Source organism: Streptomyces thermoalcalitolerans (assembly GCF_039525155.1).
Taxonomy (GTDB): Bacteria; Actinomycetota; Actinomycetes; order Streptomycetales; family Streptomycetaceae; genus Streptomyces; species Streptomyces thermovulgaris.
Genome location: NZ_BAAAHG010000022.1, coordinates 15,365 through 37,851, shown reverse-complemented (window position 1 = coordinate 37,851; position 22,487 = coordinate 15,365). Strand labels below are relative to the sequence as shown.

19 protein-coding genes and 1 pseudogene are annotated in these 22,487 nt (G+C 73.2%); 12 read left to right on the top strand and 8 right to left on the bottom strand.

What is annotated here, in order from left to right; translation table 11 throughout:
- Nucleotides 1-6 precede the first annotated feature (6 nt).
- Nucleotides 7-2,106: an MMPL family transporter gene (locus tag ABD224_RS15010; RefSeq protein ID WP_344050058.1), complete on the top strand. Its 2,100-nt coding sequence runs from the start codon at nucleotides 7-9 to the stop codon at nucleotides 2,104-2,106.
- Between the two features lie 156 nt (nucleotides 2,107-2,262).
- Here the strand turns inward: ABD224_RS15010 and ABD224_RS15005 are convergent, their stop codons facing one another.
- On the bottom strand, nucleotides 2,263-3,558 hold the full coding sequence (locus tag ABD224_RS15005) for a DUF1479 domain-containing protein (RefSeq protein WP_344050057.1): 1,296 nt from the start codon (nucleotides 3,556-3,558) through the stop codon (nucleotides 2,263-2,265).
- 90 nt (nucleotides 3,559-3,648) lie between these two features.
- Here ABD224_RS15005 and ABD224_RS15000 point away from each other — a divergent pair, with 90 nt between their 5' ends.
- Nucleotides 3,649-4,791 carry an ROK family transcriptional regulator gene (locus tag ABD224_RS15000; RefSeq protein WP_344050056.1) on the top strand — a complete coding sequence of 381 codons (1,143 nt, stop codon included), beginning with the start codon at nucleotides 3,649-3,651 and terminating at the stop codon, nucleotides 4,789-4,791.
- 235 nt (nucleotides 4,792-5,026) lie between these two features.
- Here ABD224_RS15000 and ABD224_RS14995 read toward each other — a convergent pair whose 3' ends face one another.
- From ABD224_RS14995 to ABD224_RS14980, 4 genes are all read right to left on the bottom strand, one after another.
- Nucleotides 5,027-5,494, bottom strand: coding sequence for a DUF7144 family membrane protein (locus ABD224_RS14995; protein ID WP_344050055.1), 468 nt, complete (start codon nucleotides 5,492-5,494; stop codon nucleotides 5,027-5,029).
- A 31-nt stretch (nucleotides 5,495-5,525) separates the two neighbouring features.
- Nucleotides 5,526-6,023, bottom strand: coding sequence for an SHOCT domain-containing protein (locus ABD224_RS14990; protein WP_344050054.1), 498 nt, complete (start codon nucleotides 6,021-6,023; stop codon nucleotides 5,526-5,528).
- Nucleotides 6,024-6,334: 311 nt separating this feature from the next.
- Nucleotides 6,335-6,532, bottom strand: a complete 198-nt coding sequence (locus tag ABD224_RS14985; protein WP_344050053.1) for a hypothetical protein — start codon at nucleotides 6,530-6,532, stop codon at nucleotides 6,335-6,337.
- Nucleotides 6,533-6,656: 124 nt separating this feature from the next.
- A complete protein-coding gene (locus tag ABD224_RS14980; RefSeq protein WP_344050101.1) occupies nucleotides 6,657-9,335 on the bottom strand; it encodes a winged helix-turn-helix domain-containing protein in 2,679 nt (892 codons plus the stop codon).
- 266 nt (nucleotides 9,336-9,601) lie between these two features.
- On the opposite strand from ABD224_RS14980, the gene ABD224_RS14975 reads away from it, so the two are divergent.
- A complete protein-coding gene (locus tag ABD224_RS14975) occupies nucleotides 9,602-11,680 on the top strand; it encodes a SpoIIE family protein phosphatase (RefSeq protein WP_344050052.1) in 2,079 nt (692 codons plus the stop codon).
- A gap of 112 nt (nucleotides 11,681-11,792) precedes the next feature.
- Nucleotides 11,793-12,152 carry a DUF779 domain-containing protein gene (locus ABD224_RS14970; RefSeq protein ID WP_344050051.1) on the top strand — a complete coding sequence of 120 codons (360 nt, stop codon included), beginning with the start codon at nucleotides 11,793-11,795 and terminating at the stop codon, nucleotides 12,150-12,152.
- A 19-nt stretch (nucleotides 12,153-12,171) separates the two neighbouring features.
- Here the strand turns inward: ABD224_RS14970 and ABD224_RS14965 are convergent, their stop codons facing one another.
- The 3 genes from ABD224_RS14965 to ABD224_RS14955 form a co-directional block, all read right to left on the bottom strand.
- Nucleotides 12,172-12,366 (bottom strand): hypothetical protein, encoded by a 195-nt coding sequence (locus ABD224_RS14965; protein WP_344050049.1) that lies wholly within the window; start codon nucleotides 12,364-12,366, stop codon nucleotides 12,172-12,174.
- A gap of 279 nt (nucleotides 12,367-12,645) precedes the next feature.
- Nucleotides 12,646-13,623: an NADPH:quinone oxidoreductase family protein gene (locus ABD224_RS14960; RefSeq protein WP_344050048.1), complete on the bottom strand. Its 978-nt coding sequence runs from the start codon at nucleotides 13,621-13,623 to the stop codon at nucleotides 12,646-12,648.
- 79 nt (nucleotides 13,624-13,702) lie between these two features.
- On the bottom strand, nucleotides 13,703-14,287 hold the full coding sequence (locus ABD224_RS14955) for a helix-turn-helix domain-containing protein (protein ID WP_344050046.1): 585 nt from the start codon (nucleotides 14,285-14,287) through the stop codon (nucleotides 13,703-13,705).
- A gap of 77 nt (nucleotides 14,288-14,364) precedes the next feature.
- Here ABD224_RS14955 and ABD224_RS14950 point away from each other — a divergent pair, with 77 nt between their 5' ends.
- From ABD224_RS14950 to ABD224_RS14915, 8 genes and pseudogenes are all read left to right on the top strand, one after another.
- A complete protein-coding gene (locus tag ABD224_RS14950; RefSeq protein WP_344050045.1) occupies nucleotides 14,365-15,498 on the top strand; it encodes an NAD(P)/FAD-dependent oxidoreductase in 1,134 nt (377 codons plus the stop codon).
- Between the two features lie 29 nt (nucleotides 15,499-15,527).
- Nucleotides 15,528-17,066: an ATP-dependent DNA ligase gene (locus ABD224_RS14945; protein WP_344050044.1), complete on the top strand. Its 1,539-nt coding sequence runs from the start codon at nucleotides 15,528-15,530 to the stop codon at nucleotides 17,064-17,066.
- On the top strand, nucleotides 17,063-17,527 hold the full coding sequence (locus ABD224_RS14940; protein WP_344050043.1) for an NUDIX hydrolase: 465 nt from the start codon (nucleotides 17,063-17,065) through the stop codon (nucleotides 17,525-17,527). The genes ABD224_RS14945 and ABD224_RS14940 overlap by 4 nt, the downstream gene beginning before the upstream one ends.
- Before the next feature lie 75 nt (nucleotides 17,528-17,602).
- Nucleotides 17,603-18,988, top strand: coding sequence for an NADP-dependent succinic semialdehyde dehydrogenase (locus tag ABD224_RS14935; RefSeq protein ID WP_344050042.1), 1,386 nt, complete (start codon nucleotides 17,603-17,605; stop codon nucleotides 18,986-18,988).
- 25 nt (nucleotides 18,989-19,013) lie between these two features.
- Nucleotides 19,014-19,256, top strand: a complete 243-nt coding sequence (locus ABD224_RS14930) for a DUF6213 family protein (protein WP_344050041.1) — start codon at nucleotides 19,014-19,016, stop codon at nucleotides 19,254-19,256.
- Nucleotides 19,257-19,663: 407 nt separating this feature from the next.
- Nucleotides 19,664-20,731 (top strand): annotated as a pseudogene (locus ABD224_RS14925) (type III polyketide synthase); the annotation flags it as partial.
- On the top strand, nucleotides 20,728-21,936 hold the full coding sequence (locus ABD224_RS14920; RefSeq protein WP_344050040.1) for a cytochrome P450: 1,209 nt from the start codon (nucleotides 20,728-20,730) through the stop codon (nucleotides 21,934-21,936). The pseudogene ABD224_RS14925 and the gene ABD224_RS14920, both read left to right, overlap by 4 nt.
- A gap of 7 nt (nucleotides 21,937-21,943) precedes the next feature.
- A complete protein-coding gene (locus tag ABD224_RS14915) occupies nucleotides 21,944-22,462 on the top strand; it encodes a cupin domain-containing protein (RefSeq protein WP_344050039.1) in 519 nt (172 codons plus the stop codon).
- Nucleotides 22,463-22,487 lie beyond the last annotated feature (25 nt).

Below are 22,487 nucleotides of genomic sequence, written 5' to 3'. Positions count from 1 at the left end.
GTACTCATGCATGCGCTCCTGAAGCGCGTCGCCTGCGCACCCGGTGGGCGGCGCGGCAAATGGCTGTTCCTGGCACTCTGGCTGCTCGTGGCCATGGCGCTCGGTCCGCTGGCCGGGAAGCTCGGCGAGGTCGAGGACACCAGCGCCAACGCCTTCCTGCCGCGCGGCGCCGAGTCCGCACGGGTCAACACGGAGCTGGAGAAGTTCCGTACGGACTCGATCATGCCCGCGGTCGTCGTGTACACGGGCGAGGGCGCGGAGGCGAAGGCAGCCGCCGACCGCACGGCCTTCATGAAGTTCGTCCCCGCGGGCGAGGAGGTCTCGCGGCCCATTCCGTCCGAGGACGGAAAGGCCCTGATGACCATTGTGCCGCTGGACAGCGAGGACGAGATCACCGACAAGGTCGACGAGCTGCGCGGGATCGCCGGCGCCGGCGCCCCGCCCGGCGTGGACGTCGAGGTCGGCGGGCCCGCCGGATCGCTGACGGACTCGGTGGCGGTCTTCGACAGTCTCGACGCCACCCTGCTGATCGCCACCGGCCTGGTCGTGACCGTGCTGCTGCTGATCACCTACCGCAGTCCCGTGCTGTGGCTGCTGCCCCTGATCTCCGTCGGCTTCGCCGTCGTCCTCACCCAGGTCACCACCTACCTGCTGGCGAAGCACGCCGGCCTGCCCGTCGACCCGCAGAGCTCGGGCGTCCTGCTGGTCCTGGTCTTCGGTGTCGGCACCGACTACGCGCTCCTGCTCATCGCCCGCTACCGCGAGGAGCTGCACCGCCACCGGGACCGGCACGAGGCCATGCGCATCGCGCTGCGCCGCTCCGGTCCGGCGATCCTGGCCTCCGCCGCCACCATCGCCGTCGGTCTGGCCTGCCTGGTCTTCGCCGACATCAACTCCTCGCGCTCGCTCGGGCTGGTCGGCGCGATCGGTGTCGTCTGCGGCTTCCTGGCGATGGTCACGGTGCTTCCGGCGCTGCTCGTCCTCATGGGCCGCTGGGTGTTCTGGCCGCTGGTGCCGGAGTACGGCACGCCCGCCCGCAAGGCGCGGACCGTCTGGTCCCGCATCGGGAACGCCGTCGCCCTGCGCCCCCGCTGGTCATGGCTGATGTCGGCCGCCGTCACCGGCGCCCTCGCCCTCAGCGCGGCCGGCATCTCCATGGGCCTGACGGCTGCCGAGATGTTCCAGGACAAGCCCGAGTCGGTGGTCGCCCAGGAGCGGATCTCGGCGCACTATCCGTCGGGGGCCTCCGACCCCGCCAAGGTCGTCACCAGCACCGACAAGGCCGCCGAGGTCCGTGCGGCCGCCTCCGCCGTGGACGGCGTCGCCCGCGTCGAGAACGGCGGCGACCGCACACCGGACGGTGAACTCACCCTGCTGTCCGTGGTCCTGGAGGGAGCCCCCGACAGTCAGGCGGCCAAGGACACGATCGACGACCTGCGCAAGGCCGTGCGTCCGATGGGCGCCCTCGTCGGCGGCACCACGGCCGAGACCCTCGACACCCAGCGGGCCGCCGATCGCGACCTGACCACGGTCATCCCGATCGTGCTCCTGGTCGTCCTGGCCGTCCTGATCCGGCTGCTGCGGGCCCTCGTCGCCCCGCTGCTGCTCCTGGCGACCGTGGTGCTGTCGTACGTCGGGGCCCTGGGCGCCTCGAACCTGCTCTTCGAACACGTCCTGGGCTTCGCGGGCGTCGACTGGGCCATCCCGCTCATGGGCTTCGTGTTCCTGGTCGCCCTCGGCATCGACTACAACATCTTCCTCATGCACCGGGTGAAGGAGGAGACCGCCCGTCTCGGCCACGGGCGCGGCGTCCTCGAGGGACTGACCAGCACCGGCGGTGTCATCACCTCCGCGGGGATCGTCCTCGCCGCGACGTTCGCCGTCTTCACGGTGCTTCCGCTGGTGTCCATGGCCCAGATGGGCGTCCTGGTCGGCATCGGCGTCCTGCTGGACACCTTCCTCGTCCGCACCGTCCTGGTTCCGGCCCTGGCCCTGGACCTGGGCCGCTGGTTCTGGTGGCCGGGCCGGCTGTTCACCGGGCCGGTCCGCGGCGAACGGCGCGCGGTCGAAAGCCCCGTGCCGGATCCGGCGCACGAACCGGCCTGACCCCGCTCCCGCGAAGCCGCGTGGACGGCCCGCACCCGGTCCGGCGCGATGGGCGAGTCACGTGCTCGCCCATCGCGCCCTGTCCCGCACGGCGCACATGTCCGTGACCGGCGACCGGGCGCCTTTCGCCCGGCCGGTCCGCGCCGGATCACCGGATCAGCCGAGCCCCAGGCCCCGGCGGCCGATGTCGTTGAGCTGGTCGACGGTGAACCGGCCCTCCCAGGAGCGCTCGTAGTGCTCCTCGGGGAAGTCGGCCGGGCTCGAGCCGGTGAGGAACGCCTCCCTGACGGAGGCCGCGTACTTCTCGTTGCGGGGGCACCAAGGAGCGGCGGGGATGTACATGACGTTGCCCCAGCCCTTCTGGTTCTCGACCGGGGCGACACTGTGGATCATGTCGCAGTGCCACCAGACGGAGTCGCCGGCCCTGACGTCGGGGATGGGCGTCAGCGCCCGGTAGAGCACCTCGTGCCAGCGCCTGGTGACGGGGAACACCTGGTTCGTCCGCACCCCGCACATGGAGTCCTCGGGCACGTCCGGCAGCAGGGGCCGCAGCAGCAGATAGGCCATGATCTCCGGAATCGGCACGGTGTGGAGCACGCCCTGGTCGGCGTCCATGTCCGACAGGGCGGTCCAGCCCTGGAAGGTGCGGAACGCGGAGCACATGGTGGAGCCGGGGTACTGCGGGCCGGTGGTGCGGTGGGCCGCGTCCCAGGGGTCGTACTGCTCCACGGTGCCGTCGAAGAGATGGCGGAACGCCTTCTGGTACTCCCGGGTCATCCACAGATCCAGGGTGCCGGAGTCGCAGTGGGTGCCCAGACCCGCGGAGTCGGTGCCCGGCGGGCGGCGGCGGATGCGGTCGGGGTACAGCGCGTCGCGGTCGGGGTCGAACCACTGGGTGCCGTCGTCGGAGGTGTGCTTCCAGAAGGAGTTGAGGAAGGACTGGACGGTGGCCATGCGCTCGGACTGGCGGGCCTGCATCTGGGCCCGGGACCAGTAGACGGGGTAGATCTCGGGCTTGGAGCCGACACTGCCGAAGAAGTCGTCGCCGGGCCCGGTGTACGTCTCGAAGAACCGGTTGCGCTCGACGTAGTCGACGATGTCGGCGTCCCAGGCCAGGGCCTGCTTGCGCGGGAAGTGGCCGCGCACGACGAGACAGCCGCGCTTCTTGAGCTTGACCAGGTCCGCCATGGCGACGGTTCCGCCGGCGATCGCGTCGTAGTCCAGGACGGGCCACACCTCCTCGCCGCGCTCCCGGTCGGCCTCGATCTCGGCGATCCGGGCCTCGATGCGCTGCTCGACGGACGCGAACACCTCCTCGACGGTGCGGCCGGAGGCTTCGATACGGGCCCGCAGAGCGGCCTTGATCTCGCGGATGGCGGCGGTGAGATCCGGCGGGGTCTGCTGCCAGTGCGGCAGAGCGGGGGCGCGGTGCGGCTCGGCGGCGAGCGTCATGACCCGACTCCTTTGGTGAGGACTCCTTACTTGAAATGACGGTAAGCACCCCGCCGCATTTGGGCAAGAGTCCTTACTAGAATGGTGCGCATGACCCCGCCGAAGCCGTCGCTGGAGATGCTGCGCGCCCTGACCGACGAGAACGTGCTGCGCTCCCTCATGGCCCACCCGCGCCTGACCAGGGCGGAGATCTCCGCCCGCACCGGGATCTCCAAGCCCACGATCTCCGACAGCGTCCAGCGGCTGGCCCGGGCCGGACTGGTCGTGGACACCGGCGAACGCACCACCGGACGCGGACGGGCCGGCTCGTACTACTCCCTCGCCCCCCGGCTCGGCGCCGCCCTGGTGGCCGCCATCACCCCGCGCGGGGTGGTGGCCGAGGCGGTCGACGCCCTCGGCCGCGTCCACGGGCAGGTCCGCACCGCGCTGGAGGCGAGCGCGGGGCCCCAGGTGGCCGCCGAAGCCCTCACCACGGCAGCCCGGCAACTGGCCGGGCGGATCCCCGGCCGGCTGCGTCTTGCGGTGATCAGCGCCGCCGACCCGGTGGACCGCGAGACGGGCAGGCTCGTGCATCTGCCCGACGCCCCCTTCCTCGTCGGCGACCTCGACCCCTCCGCCGTCCTGGCGACCACCGTGGCCGGCCCCGTCCTGGTGGACAACGACGTCAACTGGGCCGCCCGCGCCGAGCACCAGGCCGGCTGCGCCAAGGGCGTCGACGACTTCGTCTACCTCCACCTCGGTGAGGGCCTGGGCTGTGCCGTGGTGAACGACGGCACCGTCCGGCGCGGGCACGGGGGGCTCGCCGGGGAGATCGCCCACCTCTGCACAGCGGGCCCGGACGGGAAGGCCATGGCCTTCACCGAGGTCTTCGCCGTTCTCGGCCTGCGCCGGCCCGCCTCCACCGCCATCGACGTCCCGGCGCTGGTCGAGCTCCTCACCGGCCGGGGCGAGCGGGCGGAGCGGGTCCGCACCGTCCTGGTCCGGGCCATCGGCGGCGTCCTTTCCGCGGCCGTCTCGCTCGTGGACCCCCGCATGGTCGTCATCGGCGGCGAGTGGGGTCTGTGCCCCGGCCTGATCACCGCCGTCGACGAGTACTTCAGCCGTACCCCGCGCCCCGTTCCCCTCACCGCGGCCGTGCTGTCGTCGCCCGAACTGACCGGTGCGCGGTCCCGGGCCGTGGAGGAACTCCGTTCCCTCATCGTCCGGATGGCCACTCCCGCACCGGAGGCGTAGTCAGTACGCGGCGTACGCGGCGTCCTCGACGCACTCGGTGGCCCGGCGGCGCCGCCCTCGCCCGCCGCGGTGCGGCTCCGGGCGGTACGCCCCGCGCTCGAACCCGTCCGCGCGGGCGGCGCTCCGGTCACCCGGATGCCGCGGCTCTCCTCGTCCCTCCTCGCCGCGCGGACGGGAGAGCCGCGGCCGGCCCACGGACCGCGGCGGGCGTGCTCGCCGTGCCGGGCGGGACGGATCAGGGACGCGGCGGGGCGGCGGTGGCGGTCCCGGTGGAGGCGGGAGGCTCCTCGGTGAGCTCCTCGGGGCGTGCCACGCACAGGGCCCAGATGATGAAGCCCGAGATGGCGATCGCCACGACCGACCAGACCGGGTAGTACGGCAGGGACAGGAAGTTGGCGAGGATGATGAACCCGGCGATGACCACGCCGGCCACGCGTGCCCATGTCGCCATCTGGAACAGCCCGATGCCGACGATCACGGCGAGCACCCCGAGGATCAGGTGGATCCAGCCCCAGCCGGCGAGGTCGAGCCGGAAGACGTAGTCGCGTGCGACGACGAAGACGTCGTCCTGGGCAATGGCCATGATCCCGCGGAAGATGTCGAGCACGCCGGCGATCGTCAGCATGACGGCGGCGAAGGCCGTCAGGCCGGTGGCCCAGGCCATCTTTATCGTGCCCGGACGTGTGGTGGGGGTCGCGGTCATCTGCTGCCTCGATTCATCTCGTCCGGTGCGCTCAGTGGCGACCGGGAGGGGAGCTGACGGAGGTGGCGGAGGTCTCGGGAGCGGAGGTGACGGAGGTGGCGCGGCCCTCGGGGGCGCCGCCGGCCAGGACCATCTCCTTGGCCCGGGCGAACTCCTCGTCCGTGATGTCACCGCGGGAGCGCAGGTCGGACAGGCGGGCGAGCTCGTCGACACCGGACCCGCCGCCGCGCGCGGCCTGGCGGATGTAGGCGTTGAAGGCCTCCTGCTGCTTCTGCGCCTGGGCGATCTCCCGCCGGCCCATGCTCTCGCCGCGGGCGACGACGTAGACGAGGACGCCGAGGAACGGCAGCACGACGCAGAACACCAGCCAGCCGGCCTTGGCCCAGCCGCTCAGGCCGTCGTCGCGGAAGATGTCGAGGACGACCCGGAAGAGCAGGACGAACCACACGACCCAGAGGAAGAGCCACAGCATCGTCCAGAAGGCGCTCAACAGCGGAAAGTCGTACGCGAGGTTCATGGGTGCGCTCATCTCCCGCCTCCGCTCCGGGCCTCGGCCGGCTGCCGTGCTCTGCCGTTCCTCAGCGTGCGCACGGCAAGCCCCCGGGCGCCTCACCCGGCGCGGGTGACTGTGGGGCCGCCGACCGGTCCGGGGCCGGACGGCGGGCGGTCTGCCCGCGGGAGTCGCCGCGCGTGGGCCGGCGAACGCCCTCCGGGCGGGTCCGCGGCAGCAGCACCGGAAACGGCCGCCCGAGCAGTCGTCGGCTCAGCGGCCGGCGTCTCGCCCCGGAACCAGCCGCTTCCGGACCGGCCACTCCGGAACCGCCCCGCTCCAGAACCGGCTCACTCCGGGACGCGCCGCATCTCCAGGACCCGCAGGCCCAGCGACCGGCAGCGGGCCAGCAGCCCGTACAGATGCGCCTCGTCCACCACGGAGCCGAACAGGACCGTCTGACCGGACATCACCACATGGTCCAGTTCCGGGAATGCCTTGGCCAGTGTCTCCGACATGTGCCCGTCGACGCGGATCTCGTAGCGCATCGGCTGCTCCGGCGGTGGTCCGGGGGCGGCGTACCCCGTCCCCTGTCCGAGGGTCCGTCCTGCCCGGCCGCGCAGCCTCACCCGATGCAGGTGACCTCCGCAGAGGCCTCGTAGAAGAGAGGCCTCACAGAAGACGGAGTTCACGCGCCCGGTGGACCGCGTCGCTCCGCCGGTTGACGCCGAGCTTCCGGTAGGCGCTCTTGAGGTGGGTCTTGACCGTGTTGACGGACACGAAGAGGTCCGCGGCGATCTCCTCGGTCGACATCATCCGGGCGAGCCGCCGGAGCACGTCGCGCTCGCGGCCGCTCAGTTCCTCGACGACCAGGGCGGTCTGCCGGGCCGTGTGCGGCGGGGTCCGGACCCGGGCGTCGGGGCGGGCCGCCGGGCCGTTTCGGAGCGCGCCCTGGAGGACGTCCGCGCGCAGCAGACGGCGCAGCCACGGACCGGCCTCCAGCAGGGGGCGCCGCAGCCGTTCGCGCCGGGCGTCCGCCAGCGCCCGGGTGGCGAGCCGGTGCGCGGTGGTGAGATCGCCCTGCCGGCCGGCGGCCTCGGCGCGCACCAGCAGGGCCCGGACCGTCACCGCGGGCCCCCTGTGCCCGTCGGCGGGCAGGCGGTCGAGCAGATGCAGGGCGGCTCCGGGGTCCCCCGCGGCCAGATGGGCCCGGGCGGCCGCCACCGTGCACGCGGCCTCCCGGTCCACCGCACCCTCCAGGCCTTCCAGCACCTCCACCGCTGCCTCGGGGCGGCCCTCGGCGAGGTGGGCGGCGGAGACGACGAGCGCCGTGTGGTCCTCGGCCCACGGGGAGGCCACGGCGGCCGGGACGGCGGACCCGGCGGTCTCCAGGGCGGCCTCGGTCCGCCCGCGGGCCAGGTGGAGGCGGGCCTGGGCGATGACGCGGCTCGCGGCGGTCACGGGGTCCGGCGGCACCGGCCGCACGGACGCCGCCCGGTCCAGGAGGGCCTGGGCGTCGTCCAGTTCGTCCCGGTCGACGGCCACCGCGGCCAGCACCAGGTGGACGAGGTCCAGACCGGCCGGCTCGGCCAGGCTGAAGCGTTCGGCGTCGGCGAGTGCCGCCAGGGCCCCGCGTTCGGCGCGGGTGGGCCAGCCGGTCAGGAAGTCGACGAGGGCGAGCAGGGCCAGGGCCTCCTCCCGGGGCAGCGCCGTCGCCGCGTCGCAGCCGGCGGCCGTCTCGGACAGCACCGCCCGGGCGTCGGTGAAACGCCCCGCCCACAGGCGGGCCGATCCCAGGTGGGTCCGCAGCAGGGCCGGGAGTTCGGGGTGCCTGTCCAGGAGCCCGGCCGGCAGGTCCCGCCGCAGTTCCCGCGCCGTCCGGGCCGCGTGCTCGGCGCGGTCCGGGGCTCCGGCCAGCCGGGCGGCGTGGGTGTCCAGGAGGGCGCAGCCGAGCCGGGCCGCCGCCCTGCCGGGCCCGGCCCGGGCCAGCGCGCGGCGGGCGTGCTCCAGGTGGACGCACGCGTGGTCCGGGTCGGGCCCGGCCAGTTCGCGCGCCGCGCGGACGAGATCGGCCTCGGGGCCGGTGGTGCCGGGAGGCATCCGTGCGAAGAGCTCGTCCAGCTCGCCGGAGCGCAGCCCGGTGAAGAACTGTCCGAGCGCGAGGTCGTCGACGAGCGCGCGGGCGGTGAATTCCCAGTCGCCGGCCGCGGCGCCGTGGGTGAGCGTGTGGGGCAGCGGCCCGGCGTGCCGCAGCCACTGGGCGGCCCTGTGGTGCAGTGCGGTCTCCAGGCCGGGAAGCCGCACTCCGAGGTGGGCCTTGAGGATCTCCGCGAAGAGCGGGTGAAGGCGGTACCACGCGTGGCCGAGGTACTCGACGAACGCGTTGGCCCGGTGCAGTTCGGCCAGGACGGGTCCGGCGTCCCGGCGTCCGGTGAGCGCATCGGCCAGGTCGGGGCAGAACCGGTCGAGGACGCTGACCCGCAGCAGCAGGTCCTGGGTCGCGGGCGGCTGTCTCTCGAGCACCTCGGCCAGCAGGAAGTCGGCGATCGTGCTCTGTCCGGCCTCGAACTCCTTGAGATACCTCTCGGGGTCGCTGCTCTGCCGCGCGGCCAGGGCACACAGCCGCAGGCCCGCCGCCCAGCCCCGGGTGCGCCCGACGAGTGCGCGGACGGCGTCGTGGCCCAGACGCAGACCGTGCAGTTCCAGCAGTGCCGCCGCCTCCTCGGGGGTGAAGGCCAGCTCCGCGTCCCTGATCTCGGTCAGGGTGCCGTCCGCGCGGCAGCGGTGCAGGGGCAGGGTCGGTTCGGTGCGGGTGACGAGGACCAGGCGCAGGCCCCGGCCGGCGTGGTGCAGGACGAAGCCGAGCTGGTCGGTGATCTCCGGAGCGGTCACGCGGTCGTATGCGTCGAGGACGACGATCACCGGCCGGTCGCGGTCGTTGAGCCGGGCGGCGAGCCGGGTGAGCAGGCCGTGGTCCACCGCGCCGGCGTCGGCCGGGCAGTCGATGTCCTTGAGTTCGTCGGCGCCCGAGGCACGCAGGGCCTCCAGCAGATAGGCCCAGAAGACGCCGGGCGCCTGACCGCAGGCGTCGACGGTGAACCAGGCCACCGGCCGTCCCAGGCGGGCGGCCCAGTCGGCGGCCAGGAGCGTCTTGCCGGCGCCCGCGCATCCGTTGACCAACGTCAGCGCCGTGTCCGGCGCCTGGCCGAGATGCTCGGTCAGGCGCTGTCGGCGCAGGAAGGTGGCCGGCGGCACCGGCACGGCGAAACAGGTCCGCAGAAACGGGTCCCCCAGTGGATCGGTGCCCGCGGCCGGTGACCGGGGCCTGTCGCTCCCGTGTTCGGACACCATGCTCACCGCCACCGTCCCTCATGGGCAGCGCTCGTCCCGTTCAGGATCCCAGTGTTCCGGCACGCGCGCGCGTCGCGGCGCCGGAGGCGGGTGGGACGTGGGCGTTTCCGCACGCGCGCGTGCTGCGCATGCGGGCGCACGGCGGACGGAGCACGCTGGAAACGCGTCCTCGGGTGGGTGTGCCCGAGCGCGTGCGTCCTCGGGCGCGTGCCGGCAGCCACGCGCCCGGCCGGACGCGAAGGCGGAGCCGAGGAAGGTTCTTCCCATTGGCGTACGACGATGCCGGCCGGCTCATGGACGAGATGTCGGCCTCCTTGCTGGAGGCCCTGTTCAGCAGTGCGCCGTTCGGTCTCCACCTGCTGGACACCGAACTGCGGGTGGTCCGGCTCAACACCGCCGTGCCTCCCGTGCGGGGCTCGTCCGCGGACGGGCTGACCGGGCGTCCTCTCCACGAGGTGCTGCGGATCGCCGAGGGCAGCGAGGTGGAGGATCTGCTGCGGAACGTGCTGGAGAGCGGGGACGCCCTGCGCGGGCACGTCGTGCGGGCCCGTGTCGAGGGGGATCCTCCCCAGGAGCGGTATTTCGAGCTCACCGCCCAGCGCCTGCTGAATCCGGACGGGCGGGTGCTGGGTCTGGCGGGCGCCGCGGTCGACGTCACCGACCGGGAACGCGAACGCGCCCGCATCAGGGTGCTGGAGGCGGTACGCCGCCGGGTGGGCCGCACCCTGGATCCCTCGGTCAGCGGCGAGGAGCTCGCCGGAGCCGTGGTTCCCGAGTTCGCCGACGTGGCGATCGTGGAGGTGGTGGACTCCGTGCTCCGCGGCGACGATCCGCCCCTCGCTCCGCTGCCGCCGGGCACCCCCCTGATGCGCACCGCCTTCCGCAGCTGCCGGGGCGACCCGCCGCAGGCACATCCCGTGGGCGAGATACACCGCCTGCCGGCCCCCACGCCCTTCACCCGGGCCCTGAGCGATCTGCGGCCCCGGGTGGTCCCACTGCGCCCGTCCGACCCGTGGCTGTCCGTCGATCCCCCGCGCGCGGAGGCGATGCGTGCGGCGCGGTGCCATACGCTGCTGGTGGTGCCCCTGGCCCTGCGCGGCACGGTGCTCGGACTGGTCAGCCTCTACCGCGCGGAGCAGTCCCCGCCGTTCGACTCGGACGACCGGCGGCTCGCCGTCGAGCTGGCCGCGCACACCGCCCTGGGCATCGACAACGCCCGGCACTACGTCCGCGAGCACGCCGTGGCCGCCCTGATCCAGCGCCGGCTGCTGCCCCGCCGCCCGGAGAGCCACACCTCCCTCCAGGCCGCCTTCCTGTCGGTCACCGGTGCCGACCCCGGCGCCTGGTACGACACCATTCCCCTGTCCGGAGCCCGCACCGCACTCGTGGTCGGCAAGGTGTCCGGGCGAGGTCTGAACGCGGCCACGACCATGGGCCGGCTGCGTACCGTCGTACGGTCCCTGTCGGCCTTCGACCTCACCCCCGACGAGCTCATGGCCCGGCTGCACGACACGGCGGCCGGGCTCGCGTCCGAGCGGGCGGACCTGCCGCTGGGCGACCCGCTGCGCTGCGAGGCGCTCACCGCCGACTGTGTGTACGCCGTCCACGATCCTCTGGCCGGCACCTGTGTGATGGCGGTGGCCGGCTCCCTGATGCCCGTCGTGGGGCTGCCGGACCGCACCGTCGCCGTTCCCGACTGCCCGGCCGGGCCGTCCCTGGCCTCCCCGGAGGACGCGCCCTTCGCCACGGTCGAGTTCGAGGTTCCGGAGGGCAGTGTGCTGGTCTTCGCCAGCGATCCGCGCATCACCAGCCGTCTCGCGCAGCCCTCGGGACCGCTGCGCGTGGCACCGGACTACGACAAGCGTCCGCTGCGGGACCTGTGCGACGCCCTCGTCTACGCCCTTCCGGACAGTCTGGGCACGGGTGACGCCGCGGTGATCGTCGCCCGCGCCCGCTCCTTCTCGCCGAGCGGATTCGCCTCCTGGCGGCTCGACACGGATCCCTCCTCGGTGGCCACCGCCCGCTCCCGTGTCCGCAGGCAGCTCACCGACTGGCACGTGGACACCGAGACGGCCCACAACACGGAGCTCCTCGTCAGCGAACTCGTCACCAATGCCCTCAAGTACGGGGTCCCGCCGGTCGAACTCCGCCTGATCCGCGACCGCACCCTCACCTGCGAGGTGCGGGACTCCGGATCGGCCGCCCCGCGTCTGCGCCACGCCCGGGTCGTCGACGAGGGCGGCCGCGGCCTGTTCATCGTCTCCCAGCTGGCCCATGCGTGGGGCACCCGCTTCACCTCCTCGGGCAAGACGACCTGGACCGAGCAGTCCCTTCCCGAGGGGTGACCCGGCCCTCGCCCGCGGCCGCCGCAACCTTGCCGCAACCTCCGCCCTGCTTGTCTGGACCCCGGGCCACGAGTTCCGGCCTCTGCTTCCGGTACGGCGAAGGACGGCGACGATGTACGAGGAGATCCCGCGTGTCGAACTCACGCCCGCGGCGGCCGCGCTGGTGCGGCGGCTGAGCGAGGCGCACGGACCGCTGATGTTCCATCAGTCGGGCGGCTGCTGCGACGGCAGCGCCCCCATGTGCTACCCGGAGGGCGAGTTCCGTACCGGGGGCTCGGACGTGCTGCTCGCGGAGCTGGAGGTGGAGGGGGTGAGCCGGCCGGTGGCGTTCTGGATGTCGCGCAGCCAGTACGAGGCGTGGAGCCACACCCGGCTGATCATCGACGTGGTGCCCGGCCGGGGCAGCGGTTTCTCCCTGGAGGCGCCCGAAGGGGTGCGGTTTCTCGTCCGTTCCCGCGTGATCGACGCCTGAGCGCCCGCGGGACACCGCGTCAGGGGCGCAGGCCGCCGACGATGTGCGCCGCGGCCGCCAGGCCCTCGTGGAGGGTGGGCGCCATGCTCGTACCGGCCAGGCAGAAGCCGAGCAGCACGCAGAGCAGGGCGTGCGAGAACTTCAGGGCGCCGTTGCGCACGAAGATCACCGCGATGATCAGGAGCAGCAGCACCACAGAGATGGAAACAATCATCGTCGGCCTCCTCCGCCACGCCCGCATCGCGGTTTCGGCCGCAAGTGTGGCGCAGTGAAGGGGGCGGCCGGGCGGCAGACGTGTCCTCCGAATGTGTGGTTCTGCCGGGTCGCCCCCGTGCGTCAGCGCATCCGAAAGCCGCCGACAGGCCGGTTGAACCGGCCGTGCTCCCACAGATGACGCACGACCCCGCTCAAGCCCCCTTCAGCCAGGTCGAGTTGATCAAGCGTCAACTCGCGAACAAGACAGCACAGTTCGGACGCGTCGACGAGCTGCCGGTCATGCGGCGGTTCCGTCCTTCAGGGAGGGCACCACGACGACACGGCCCGTGGTGACACCGTCGGCGACCCGCTGCACGGCGGCCGCCGCCTCGCCCAGCGGCACCCGCTCGCTCACCAGCGGCTTGATCGCGCCCCGGGCGGCCAGCTCGGTGAGCTGCTCGTGGCAGTGCCGGACCAGCCGGGGGTTCTCGGTGCGGTACAGGCCCCAGTGCAGGCCGAGAATCGCGTAGTTCTTGATGAGGGCGTGGTTGAGGGCCGGGCTCGGGACGGACCCGCTCGCGAAGCCCACGACGACGATCCGCCCCTCGAAGGCGACGACCTTGGCGGACTGGGCGTACGCCTCGCCGCCGACCGGGTCGTAGATCACGTCGGCGCCCCGGCCGCCGGTGGCCTCCTTGACGGCGGCGATGACGTCCTCCGTCCGCCGGTCCACGACGACGTCGCAGCCCAACTCCCGCGCCACGGCGGCCTTCTCCGCGCCGCCGACGACACCGATGACCCGGGCGCCGGCCGCCTTGCCGAGCTGTACGGCCGCGCTGCCGACCCCGCCGGCGGCGGCGTGCACGAGCAGGGTCTCGCCGGCTTCGAGGCGGGCCCGGCGGTGGAGGGCGAACCAGCCCGTCTGGTAGCCGATGTGCAGGGCCGCGGCCTCGGCGTCGTCCAGTGTGTCCGGGGCGGGCAGCAGGGCGGCGGCGTCGGCGACGGCGTACTCGGCGAAACCGCCGTACGGCAGCGCCGGGCCGGCGATCACCCGGCGCCCGTCCTCGGTCTCGCCGCAGATCTCCACGCCCGGGGTGAAGGGCAGCGGCGGCCGGACCTGGTACCGGCCCCGGCACAGCAGCGCGTCGGGGAAGTTGACGTTGGCGGCACGCACCTTCAGCAGGACCTGGCCGTCACCGGGGGCGGGCGGCTCGGTCTCCTCCAGGCGCATCACCCTGTTCGGCTCGCCGTTCTCGTGCACTCGCCATGCCTGCATGCGCCGCCTCCAGGACTGCGTCGTCGGGACCGGATCACCGCATACTAAGCAGTCGCTTGCCGCTCGGGAACCCCGGGAGTCAGCCGTCGCCCCCACGACGCGACGGCCGCGCCCGCACATGCATCCGCTCGCCCTGCGGCCCGAACAGGCTCAGGAACTCCACCGGCCCCTCCCCCGTCGACCCGAACCAGTGCGGCACCCGCGTGTCGAACTCGGCCGCCTCGCCCGCGGTCAGCACCAGGTCGTGCTCGCCCAGCACCAGCCGGAGCCTGCCGGACAGCACGTACAGCCACTCGTATCCCTCGTGGGTCCGCGGCTCCGGCTCGAGTCTGCGCTGCGGTTCGAGCACCTTGAACGCCTGCAGACCGCCCGGCCGGCGGGTGAGCGGCCAGTGGGTGCGGCCGCCGTGCACGATCGGTTTCGCACGCACCCGCGGGTCGTCGACCGGCGGGGCGCCGACCAGTTCGTCCAGGGGCACCCGGTGGGCCTGCGCGATCGGCAGCAGCAGTTCCAGGCTGGGCCTGCGCAGGCCCGACTCCAGCCGCGACAGGGTGCTGACGGAGATCCCGGTCGCCTCGGAGAGCGCGGCGAGGGTCACCTTCCGCTCCTTGCGTATCCGCCGGAGCCGCGGGCCCACGCCGGCCAGTACGTCCTCGACAGCCATGCATGTATTGCAGAATCGGCAAAGAAGTTTGTCAACGCGGCACTCGTCGGGCGACCGTCCTGGTGGAGGTGGTCACCATGACCGGCACGACGGAGAAGAACGGAATCCCCAGCGGGACCCCCGGCAAAACCGCCGGCGAAAGCCCCGGCGAGAGCCCCAACAGGAGCCACGCCAAGGACCACAGCGAGAACCGCAGCAAGAACCACGACGCGAACCACGGCGGCAAGGCCGGCGAGAGGCACGGCGAGCGGTACGAGGCCGTCGTCATCGGCGGCGGCGCGGCGGGGCTGTCCGCCGCGCTGGTCCTCGGCCGGTCCCGGCGGCGCACCCTGGTCGTCGACGCGGGCGAGCCGCGCAACGCGCCCGCCGCGCACATGCAGGGATATCTCTCGCGGGACGGGATGCCGCCGGCGCGGTTCCTCGCCGTCGGCCGCGAGGAGATCGCGCGGTACGGGGTGGAGCTGGTCCGGGACCGGGCGGTGGACGCCGTCCGGGACGCCGGCGGGGAGTTCGACGTGACCCTGGCGAAAGGGCGCACCGTCCACGCCCGGCACCTGGTCGTCGCCACCGGCCTGAAGGACGAGCTTCCGGCGCTGCCGGGCCTTGCCGAACGCTTCGGCCGGGATGTGCTGCACTGCCCGTACTGCCACGGCTGGGAGGTCCGCGACCGGGTCTTCGGTGTGCTCGCCACCGGCCCGCTGAGTGTTCATCAGGCCCTGATGGTCACTCAGTGGTCGAAGGACGTGACCTTCTTCCTGCACGAGGTCGCCGAGGCGGAGCTGTCCGGCGACGATCTGCGCAGACTCGCGGCGGCCGGCGTCCGTGCGGTGCCCGGCCGGGTGGCGGAACTGCTCGTCGAGGGCGACCGGCTGACCGGGGTCCGGCTCGCCGGGGGCACCTCCTCGGAAGGCGGCACGGACCATCCCCTCGAGGTGCTGTTCGTCGCGCCCCGCGCCGTCCCCCGGACCGGGCTCCTCCGGCGGCTGGGCGCCGAACTGCGCGAGACACCGTTCGGCGCGTACCCCGTGACCGACGAGCGCGGTCTGACGACCGTGCCCGGGCTGTGGGTGGCCGGGAACGCCGGCGGCTTCGCCGAGCGGGTGATCAACGCGGCGAGCCGCGGCTACCGCGCCGGCGCGGCGATCAACGGCGAGCTGCTGTTCGCCGACCTCGACGCGGCCGTCGCGGCGGGCGGTGCCGCCGAGGTGTAGAACGCCGCCCGGCGATGCACCATGGCCGCATGCTGTTCGCCCGCTTGGCCCAGGTGTCGCGGGAGGTCGCGGCCACCTCGGCACGGTCGGGGAAGGTCGCCCTGCTCGCGGAGCTGTTCCGGGAGGCGGAGCCGGACGACGTGCCGGTCGTCATCCCGTATCTGGCCGGGCGGCTGCCGCAGGGGCGGCTGGGCGTGGGGTGGCAGACCCTGGGCCGCAGGGTCCCGCCCGCCGCCGAGCCCTCCCTGACCGTGCGCGAGGTGGACCTCCGGCTGAGCGAGCTCGGCAGGACGTCCGGACCGGGGTCGCGGGCGGAGCGGTCGCGGATCGTCGGCGCGCTGCTGGGCGCGGCCACCGAGGACGAGCAGCGGTTCCTGCTGGGGCTGCTCACCGGGGAGCTCCGGCAGGGCGCGCTGGAGGCCCTCGCCGTGGAGGGGCTGGCCCGGGCGGCGGGCGCGCCGCCGGCGGACGTGCGGCGGGCGGTGATGCTGGCCGGGTCGCTGCAGGCGGTGGCACGGGCCCTGCTCGCACACGGCCCGCCTGCGCTGGCGCGTTTCCGGCTCACGGTCGGCCGTCCGGTACTTCCGATGCTGGCGCACAGCGCCTCCTCGGTGGCCGAGGCGGTCGGCCGGCTGGGCGCCTGCGCCGTGGAGGAGAAGCTGGACGGCATCCGTGTCCAGGTCCACCGGGACGGCGGCACCCTGCGGATCCACACCCGTGCCCTCGAGGACATCACCGACCGGCTGCCCGAGGTCGCCGCGGCCGCTCTGGGGCTGGCGGGCGGGCGGTTCGTCCTGGACGGCGAGGTCGTCTCCTTCGGGGCGGACGGCCGGCCGCGGTCGTTCCAGGAGACCGCCGGGCGCGTCGGCTCACGGGTGGACGTGGCCGCGGCCGCCGCGGCGGTCCCCGTCTCCCCCGTCTTCTTCGACGTGCTGGCGGTCGACGGCCGTGAGCTGCTCGACCTGCCGCTGGCCGAGCGGTACGCCGAGCTGGCCCGGCTGGTCCCGGAGCCGATGCGGGTCCGGCGCGTCCAGGTGTCCGGGCCCGGGGAGGCCGCCGAGGCGGAGCGGTTCCTCGCCGAGACCCTGGAGCGCGGTCACGAGGGCGTGGTCGTGAAGGCCCTCGACGCCCCCTACAGCGCGGGCCGGCGCGGGGCGTCCTGGCGGAAGGTCAAGCCCGTGCGCACCGCGGACCTGGTGGTCCTGGCCGCCGAGTGGGGCCATGGCCGCCGCGCCGGCACGCTGTCCAACCTGCATCTGGGCGCCCGTACCGCCGACGGCGGCTTCGCCATGCTGGGCAAGACCTTCAAGGGCCTGACGGACGCGATGCTGGCCTGGCAGACCGAGCGGCTGCGCCGGCTGGCCGTCGAGGAGAAGGGGTGGGGAGTGGTCGTGCGCCCGGAGCTCGTCGTCGAGATCGCCTACGACGGTCTGCAGCGCTCTCCCCGCTATCCGGCGGGGGTCGCCCTCCGCTTCGCCCGGGTCCTGCGCCATCGCGAGGACAAGCGTCCCGAGGAGGCGGACACCGTGGAGACGCTGCTGGCCGCGCATCCGGGGGTCGTGCCATGACCGGGAGGCGGAGCGCCGGCCTGCTGCTGTTCCGGCGTGCCGGCACCGGCCTGGAGGTGCTGCTCGGGCACATGGGCGGTCCCTTCTGGGCCCGGCGCGACGCGGGGGCCTGGACCGTTCCCAAGGGCGAGTACGGCCCCGGGGAGTCCGCCTGGGAGGCCGCCCGCCGCGAGTTCCGGGAGGAGCTGGGGACGGCGCCTCCCGACGGCGCGGCGGTGCCGCTGGGCGAGGTCCGGCAGAGGAACGGCAAGACCGTCACCGTCTGGGCGGTGGAGGCCGACCTCGACCCGGCGGCCGTCACGCCCGGCACGTTTCCGATGGAGTGGCCGCCGCGGTCCGGACGGATCCAGGAGTTCCCGGAGCTGGACCGGGTGGCGTGGTTCGGTCCGGACCGGGCCCGCGAGGTGATCGTCAAGGCGCAGGCCGCGTTTCTCGACCGGCTGGCTGAGCACTCGCTCTGAGAAGACTCTCACGCGTGCGGCGGGCACCGCGGCGCGTGACGGTCGAGGCACAGCCCGTACCAGGGGAGGTCGGTCATGTCGATCGCCACGGTGAACCCGGCCACCGGCGAGACGCTCAAGACGTACGAGGCCATGGGCGAGGAGGAGATCGAGCGGCGGCTCCAGCTCGCCCAGGCCACCTTCCGCACGTACCGGACGACGTCCTTCGCCGAGCGGGCCCGGCTGATGAACGAGGCCGCCGGTCTCCTCGACGAGGACCAGCAGGAGATCGCCCGTGTCATGACCACGGAGATGGGCAAGCCGGTCACGCAGTCCCGCGCGGAGGCCGCGAAGTGCGCGAAGGCGATGCGCTGGTACGCCGGGCACGCCGAGGAGCTGCTGGCCGACGAGGAGCCCGCCGCCGCCGATGTGAAGGACTCCGGGGCCTCCCGGGTCGTGGTGCGCTACCGGCCGCTCGGTCCGGTGCTGGCGGTGATGCCCTGGAACTTCCCGCTGTGGCAGGTGATCCGGTTCGCGGCGCCCGCGCTGATGGCCGGCAACGTCGGTCTGCTCAAGCACGCCTCCAATGTGCCGCGGACCGCCCTGTACCTGGAGGACCTGTTCCACCGGGCGGGCTTCGCCGAGGGCTGTTTCCAGACCCTGCTCATCGGCTCCGGCGCGGTCGACGGCATCCTGCGCGACGAGCGTGTGAAGGCGGCCACGCTGACCGGCAGCGAGCCGGCGGGGCGGGCGGTGGCGTCCACCGCCGGGGAGATGATCAAGAAGACGGTGCTGGAGCTGGGCGGCAGCGACCCGTTCGTCGTGATGCCGTCCGCCGACCTCGACCGGGCCGCCGAGGTCGCGGTGACCGCACGGGTGCAGAACACCGGGCAGTCGTGCATCGCCGCCAAGCGGTTCATCGTGCACACGGACGTCCACGACGCCTTCGCCGAGCGTTTCGTGGCCGGGATGAGGGCGCTGAGGGTCGGCGACCCGATGCAGGAGGACACACAGGTCGGGCCGCTGGCCAGTGAGCGCGGCCGGGCGGACCTGGAGGAGCTGGTCGACGACGCGCGGCGGAGCGGGGCGAAGGTGCTGTGCGGCGGCGAACGGCCCGCCTGGCCCGGCTGGTACTACCCGCCGACCGTGCTGGCGGACGTCACCCGCGAGATGCGCGTCCACCGTGAGGAGGCCTTCGGGCCGGTGGCCGCGCTGTACCGGGCGGCCGACCTGGACGAGGCCGTGCTGATCGCCAACGACTCGCCGTTCGGACTGAGTTCGAATGTCTGGACCCGGGACGAGGACGAGGCCGACCGGTTCGTACGGGACCTGGAGGCGGGCGGGGTGTACATCAACGGGATGACCGCCTCGCACCCGGCGTTCCCCTTCGGCGGGGTGAAGCGGTCGGGGTACGGGCGTGAGCTGTCCGGGCACGGAATCCGCGAGTTCTGCAACATCACCACCGTATGGCATGGAGCGTGAGGTTTCCGCGGCTACGATCCCTTTTGTGAACCGCGAAGTGACTCTGCCTCTGATCGTCGACGACCGCGGTACGTTGCAGGTGGCCGCGGCCGATGTGAGCAAGCTGCTGCGGACGGTCGGCGGCCGGTGGCTGCGTCTGGTGGAGGCCGGCCAGGAGGGTCTGGACGAGGACACCGTCGCCGCCCTGACCATCGAACTGGCCAAGCTGGCCGACCGCATCGACGTGGCCTGCATCGCCCACAGCAGCGGCGCGACGCCTTCCGGTTGACCGGGCCCCGCCCCGCCGGCCCGCTGCCGGCTCCCGGCCCCGCGCCGGCGGAGATCCGCCCAAGGGCGCCCAGCCGCGCCGTCCGCCCCGGAGAGCTCGGACGGCGCGGCCGGACGTCCTTGGACCGTCAGGGTCCGACTACGCGGCGCACACGGCCGCGGTCCGCTCGAAGACCGGGGCGGCCACCCGTCAAATACCTTCTGACCAGCTGTTTTCCGCTCAGCAGAGAGGGCGGGGACGTCGCTGTGCCACCGCCGCGGGAGACGCTCGGTGCTCACGCGCTGTCGCCGAATCGGAGTAGTCCACCGAGAGATCGTCGCCCTGCCGGGCGATTGTGGGTGGAGCACCCCCATGGGTGCACCACCCTCTGACCGGGGGGTCACCGGCCCTCCGGACGGCGAAAGCAGGCACGGCTCATGGCGACTTTGTGCAGACCCTCGGTGTCCGTTCCAGAGCACGTGATCACCATGGAGGAAACGCTGGAGCTCGCGCGCTCCCGCCACGCGGACCACCCGCAACTCGCGCTGGCCCTCCGGCTGATCGAGAACACCGGCGTGCGCACCCGGCACATCGTGCAGCCCATCGAGGAGACCCTCAAGCACCCCGGCTTCGAGCAGCGCAACAAGCTCTACGAGCAGGAGGCCAAGGCCAGGGTCCCCGCGGTCGTCCAGCACGCACTCGACGACGCCGAGCTCCTGCCCTCCGACATCGATGTCATCATCTACGTCTCGTGCACGGGCTTCATGATGCCCTCGCTCACGGCGTGGCTGATCAACGAGATGGGCTTCGACTCGACCACCCGTCAACTGCCCATAGCCCAGCTGGGCTGCGCGGCCGGCGGTGCGGCGATCAACCGGGCCCACGACTTCTGCACGGCCTATCCGGAGGCCAACGCGCTCATCGTGGCCTGCGAGTTCTGCTCGCTGTGCTACCAGCCCACCGACCTCGGTGTCGGCTCCCTGCTCTCCAACGGTCTGTTCGGTGACGGCATCGCCGCCGCCGTGGTCCGCGGCACCGGCGGCACCGGCGTCCGGCTGGAACGCAACGGCTCGTACCTGATCCCCAAGACCGAGGGGTGGATCGCGTACGACGTCCGGGAGACCGGCTTCCACTTCATGCTGGACAAGCGGGTGCCCACCACCATGGAGCCGCTCGCCCCGGCCCTGCGGGACCTGGCCAGGCAGCACAACTGGGACGCGTCCGACCTGGACTTCTACGTCGTCCACGCGGGCGGCCCCCGCATCCTGGACGACCTCAGCAAGTTCCTGAACGTCGACCCGTACGCGTTCCGGTTCAGCCGGGCCACGCTCACCGAGTACGGCAACATCGCCAGCGCCGTCGTCCTGGACGCGCTGCGCCGGCTGTTCGACGAGGGGACCCCCGAGGACCAGGCGCGCGGCCTGCTCGCCGGGTTCGGTCCCGGCATCACCGCCGAGATGTCGCTCGGCCGCTGGCAGAACGGAGCCGGGGCATGACCGAGGAGACGCTCACCGAACCGCTGCCCCCGGTACGGCACTGGCCCGTGCTCGACCCGGCCGGCGTCGACGTCGACCCGGTCCTGGCCGGTCTGATGGAGGAGGGCCCGGTCACCCGGGTCGGACTGCCCGGCGGCGAGGGCTGGGCATGGCTGGTGACCCGCATGGACGACGTACGGAGGGTCGCCGAGGACTCCCGGTTCAGCCGTGCGGCGGTCCTGGAGCGCCAGGCCGTCCGGCCGGCCCCGCACCTCGCGCCGGCCCATGACACGGTCGGCTTCCTGGACCCGCCCGACCACACCCGGCTGCGCCGCTCGATCGCTCCCGCCCTCACCGCGCACGGTGTCGAGCGGGTGCGGGAGAGCTCCCGGCGGATGCTGGACGAACTGGTCGACGGCCTCCTCGGGGACGGTCCGCCCGCCGACCTCACCCGTGCGGTGCTCGGTCCGTTCCCGTCCCTGGTGGTCTGCGAGCTGATGGGGGTGCCGCCCGCCGACCGGCAGGGCATGCGCACCTGGGCCCGGCGGGTCCTGACCTCCCCGCACGACGCCGGCGAGCAGGCCCGGGAGGAGATGGGCGCGTACTTCGCCGAGCTCATCGACGCGCGTCTGGAGAGCACCGGCGAGGACATCGCCTCACTCCTCGGCACGGCCGTGGGGTGCCGGGAGATCACTCTGCGGGAGGCCGTGGATCTCGCGGTGCTCCTGCAGACCGGCGGCGAGGCGGTCGGCGACAGCAGCGGGCAGATGTTCTACGTCCTGCTCACCCGCCCCGAGCTGGCCGAACGGCTGCGCCGTGAGCCGGAGATCCGTCCGCGGGCCGTCGAGGAACTGCTGCGGTACCTCCCGCACCGCAACGCGCTCGGGCCGCCCCGGGTCGTCCTGGAGGACCTGAGGATCAACGGCGTACGGATGCGCGCCGGCGATGTCGTCCATGTGTCGTACCTCGCCGCCAACCGCGACCCGGACGTCTTTCCGGACCCCGGGTCGGTCGACTTCTCGCGCAGCCCGAACCCGCATGTGGCGTTCGGCTCCGGCCCGCACCGCTGCCCGGGCGGCCCGTTGACCCGGCTGGTGACGGAGCTGCTGGTCGACGCCCTGCTGGACCGGGTGCCGGGGCTGAAGCTCGCGGTGCCGGCGGACCAGGTGCCTTTCGGGAAGGGCACCTCGCTCCGCGGGCCCGAGTCCCTCCCCGTGACGTGGTGAGCCCGCCATGACCACGGAAGGACTGCTTGTGCCGCCGGGCCAGGGGCGGATCATCGAAACGCCGGCTCACCGGGTGACGTTCAAGGTCACCGGCACGCACTCGCGCGTGGCCTCCACCTTCGAGGTGGAGGTCCCGCCGGGCTTCGACGTGGGTGCCCATGTGCACACGCGCAGCGAGGAGTTGTTCTACGTGCTCGAGGGCGAGCTGGACGTGCTCGCCTTCGAGCCGCGGGTCCGGACCCCCGACCACTGGCAGAAGTGGGAGTCCCACTCGGGCAGACGGGTGGTGCGGGCGACCCCGGGCACGGCCATCGTCGTGCCCCCGGGCTGCCCGCACGCGTTCGCCAACCCGACCGACGCCCCGGCGAAGATGCTCTTCCAGGCCTCCCCGCCCCCGGACCACGAGCGCTACTTCGAGGAGCTGCTCGACATCCTGCGCGACGGAGGTCCCCCGGACCACGAGGCCATCGAGGCCCTGCGCAAGCGTTACGACATCGAGCAGCTGACGCCGCTCAAGTACCGCTAGCACCGCCGGCACGCCGGTGCCGACG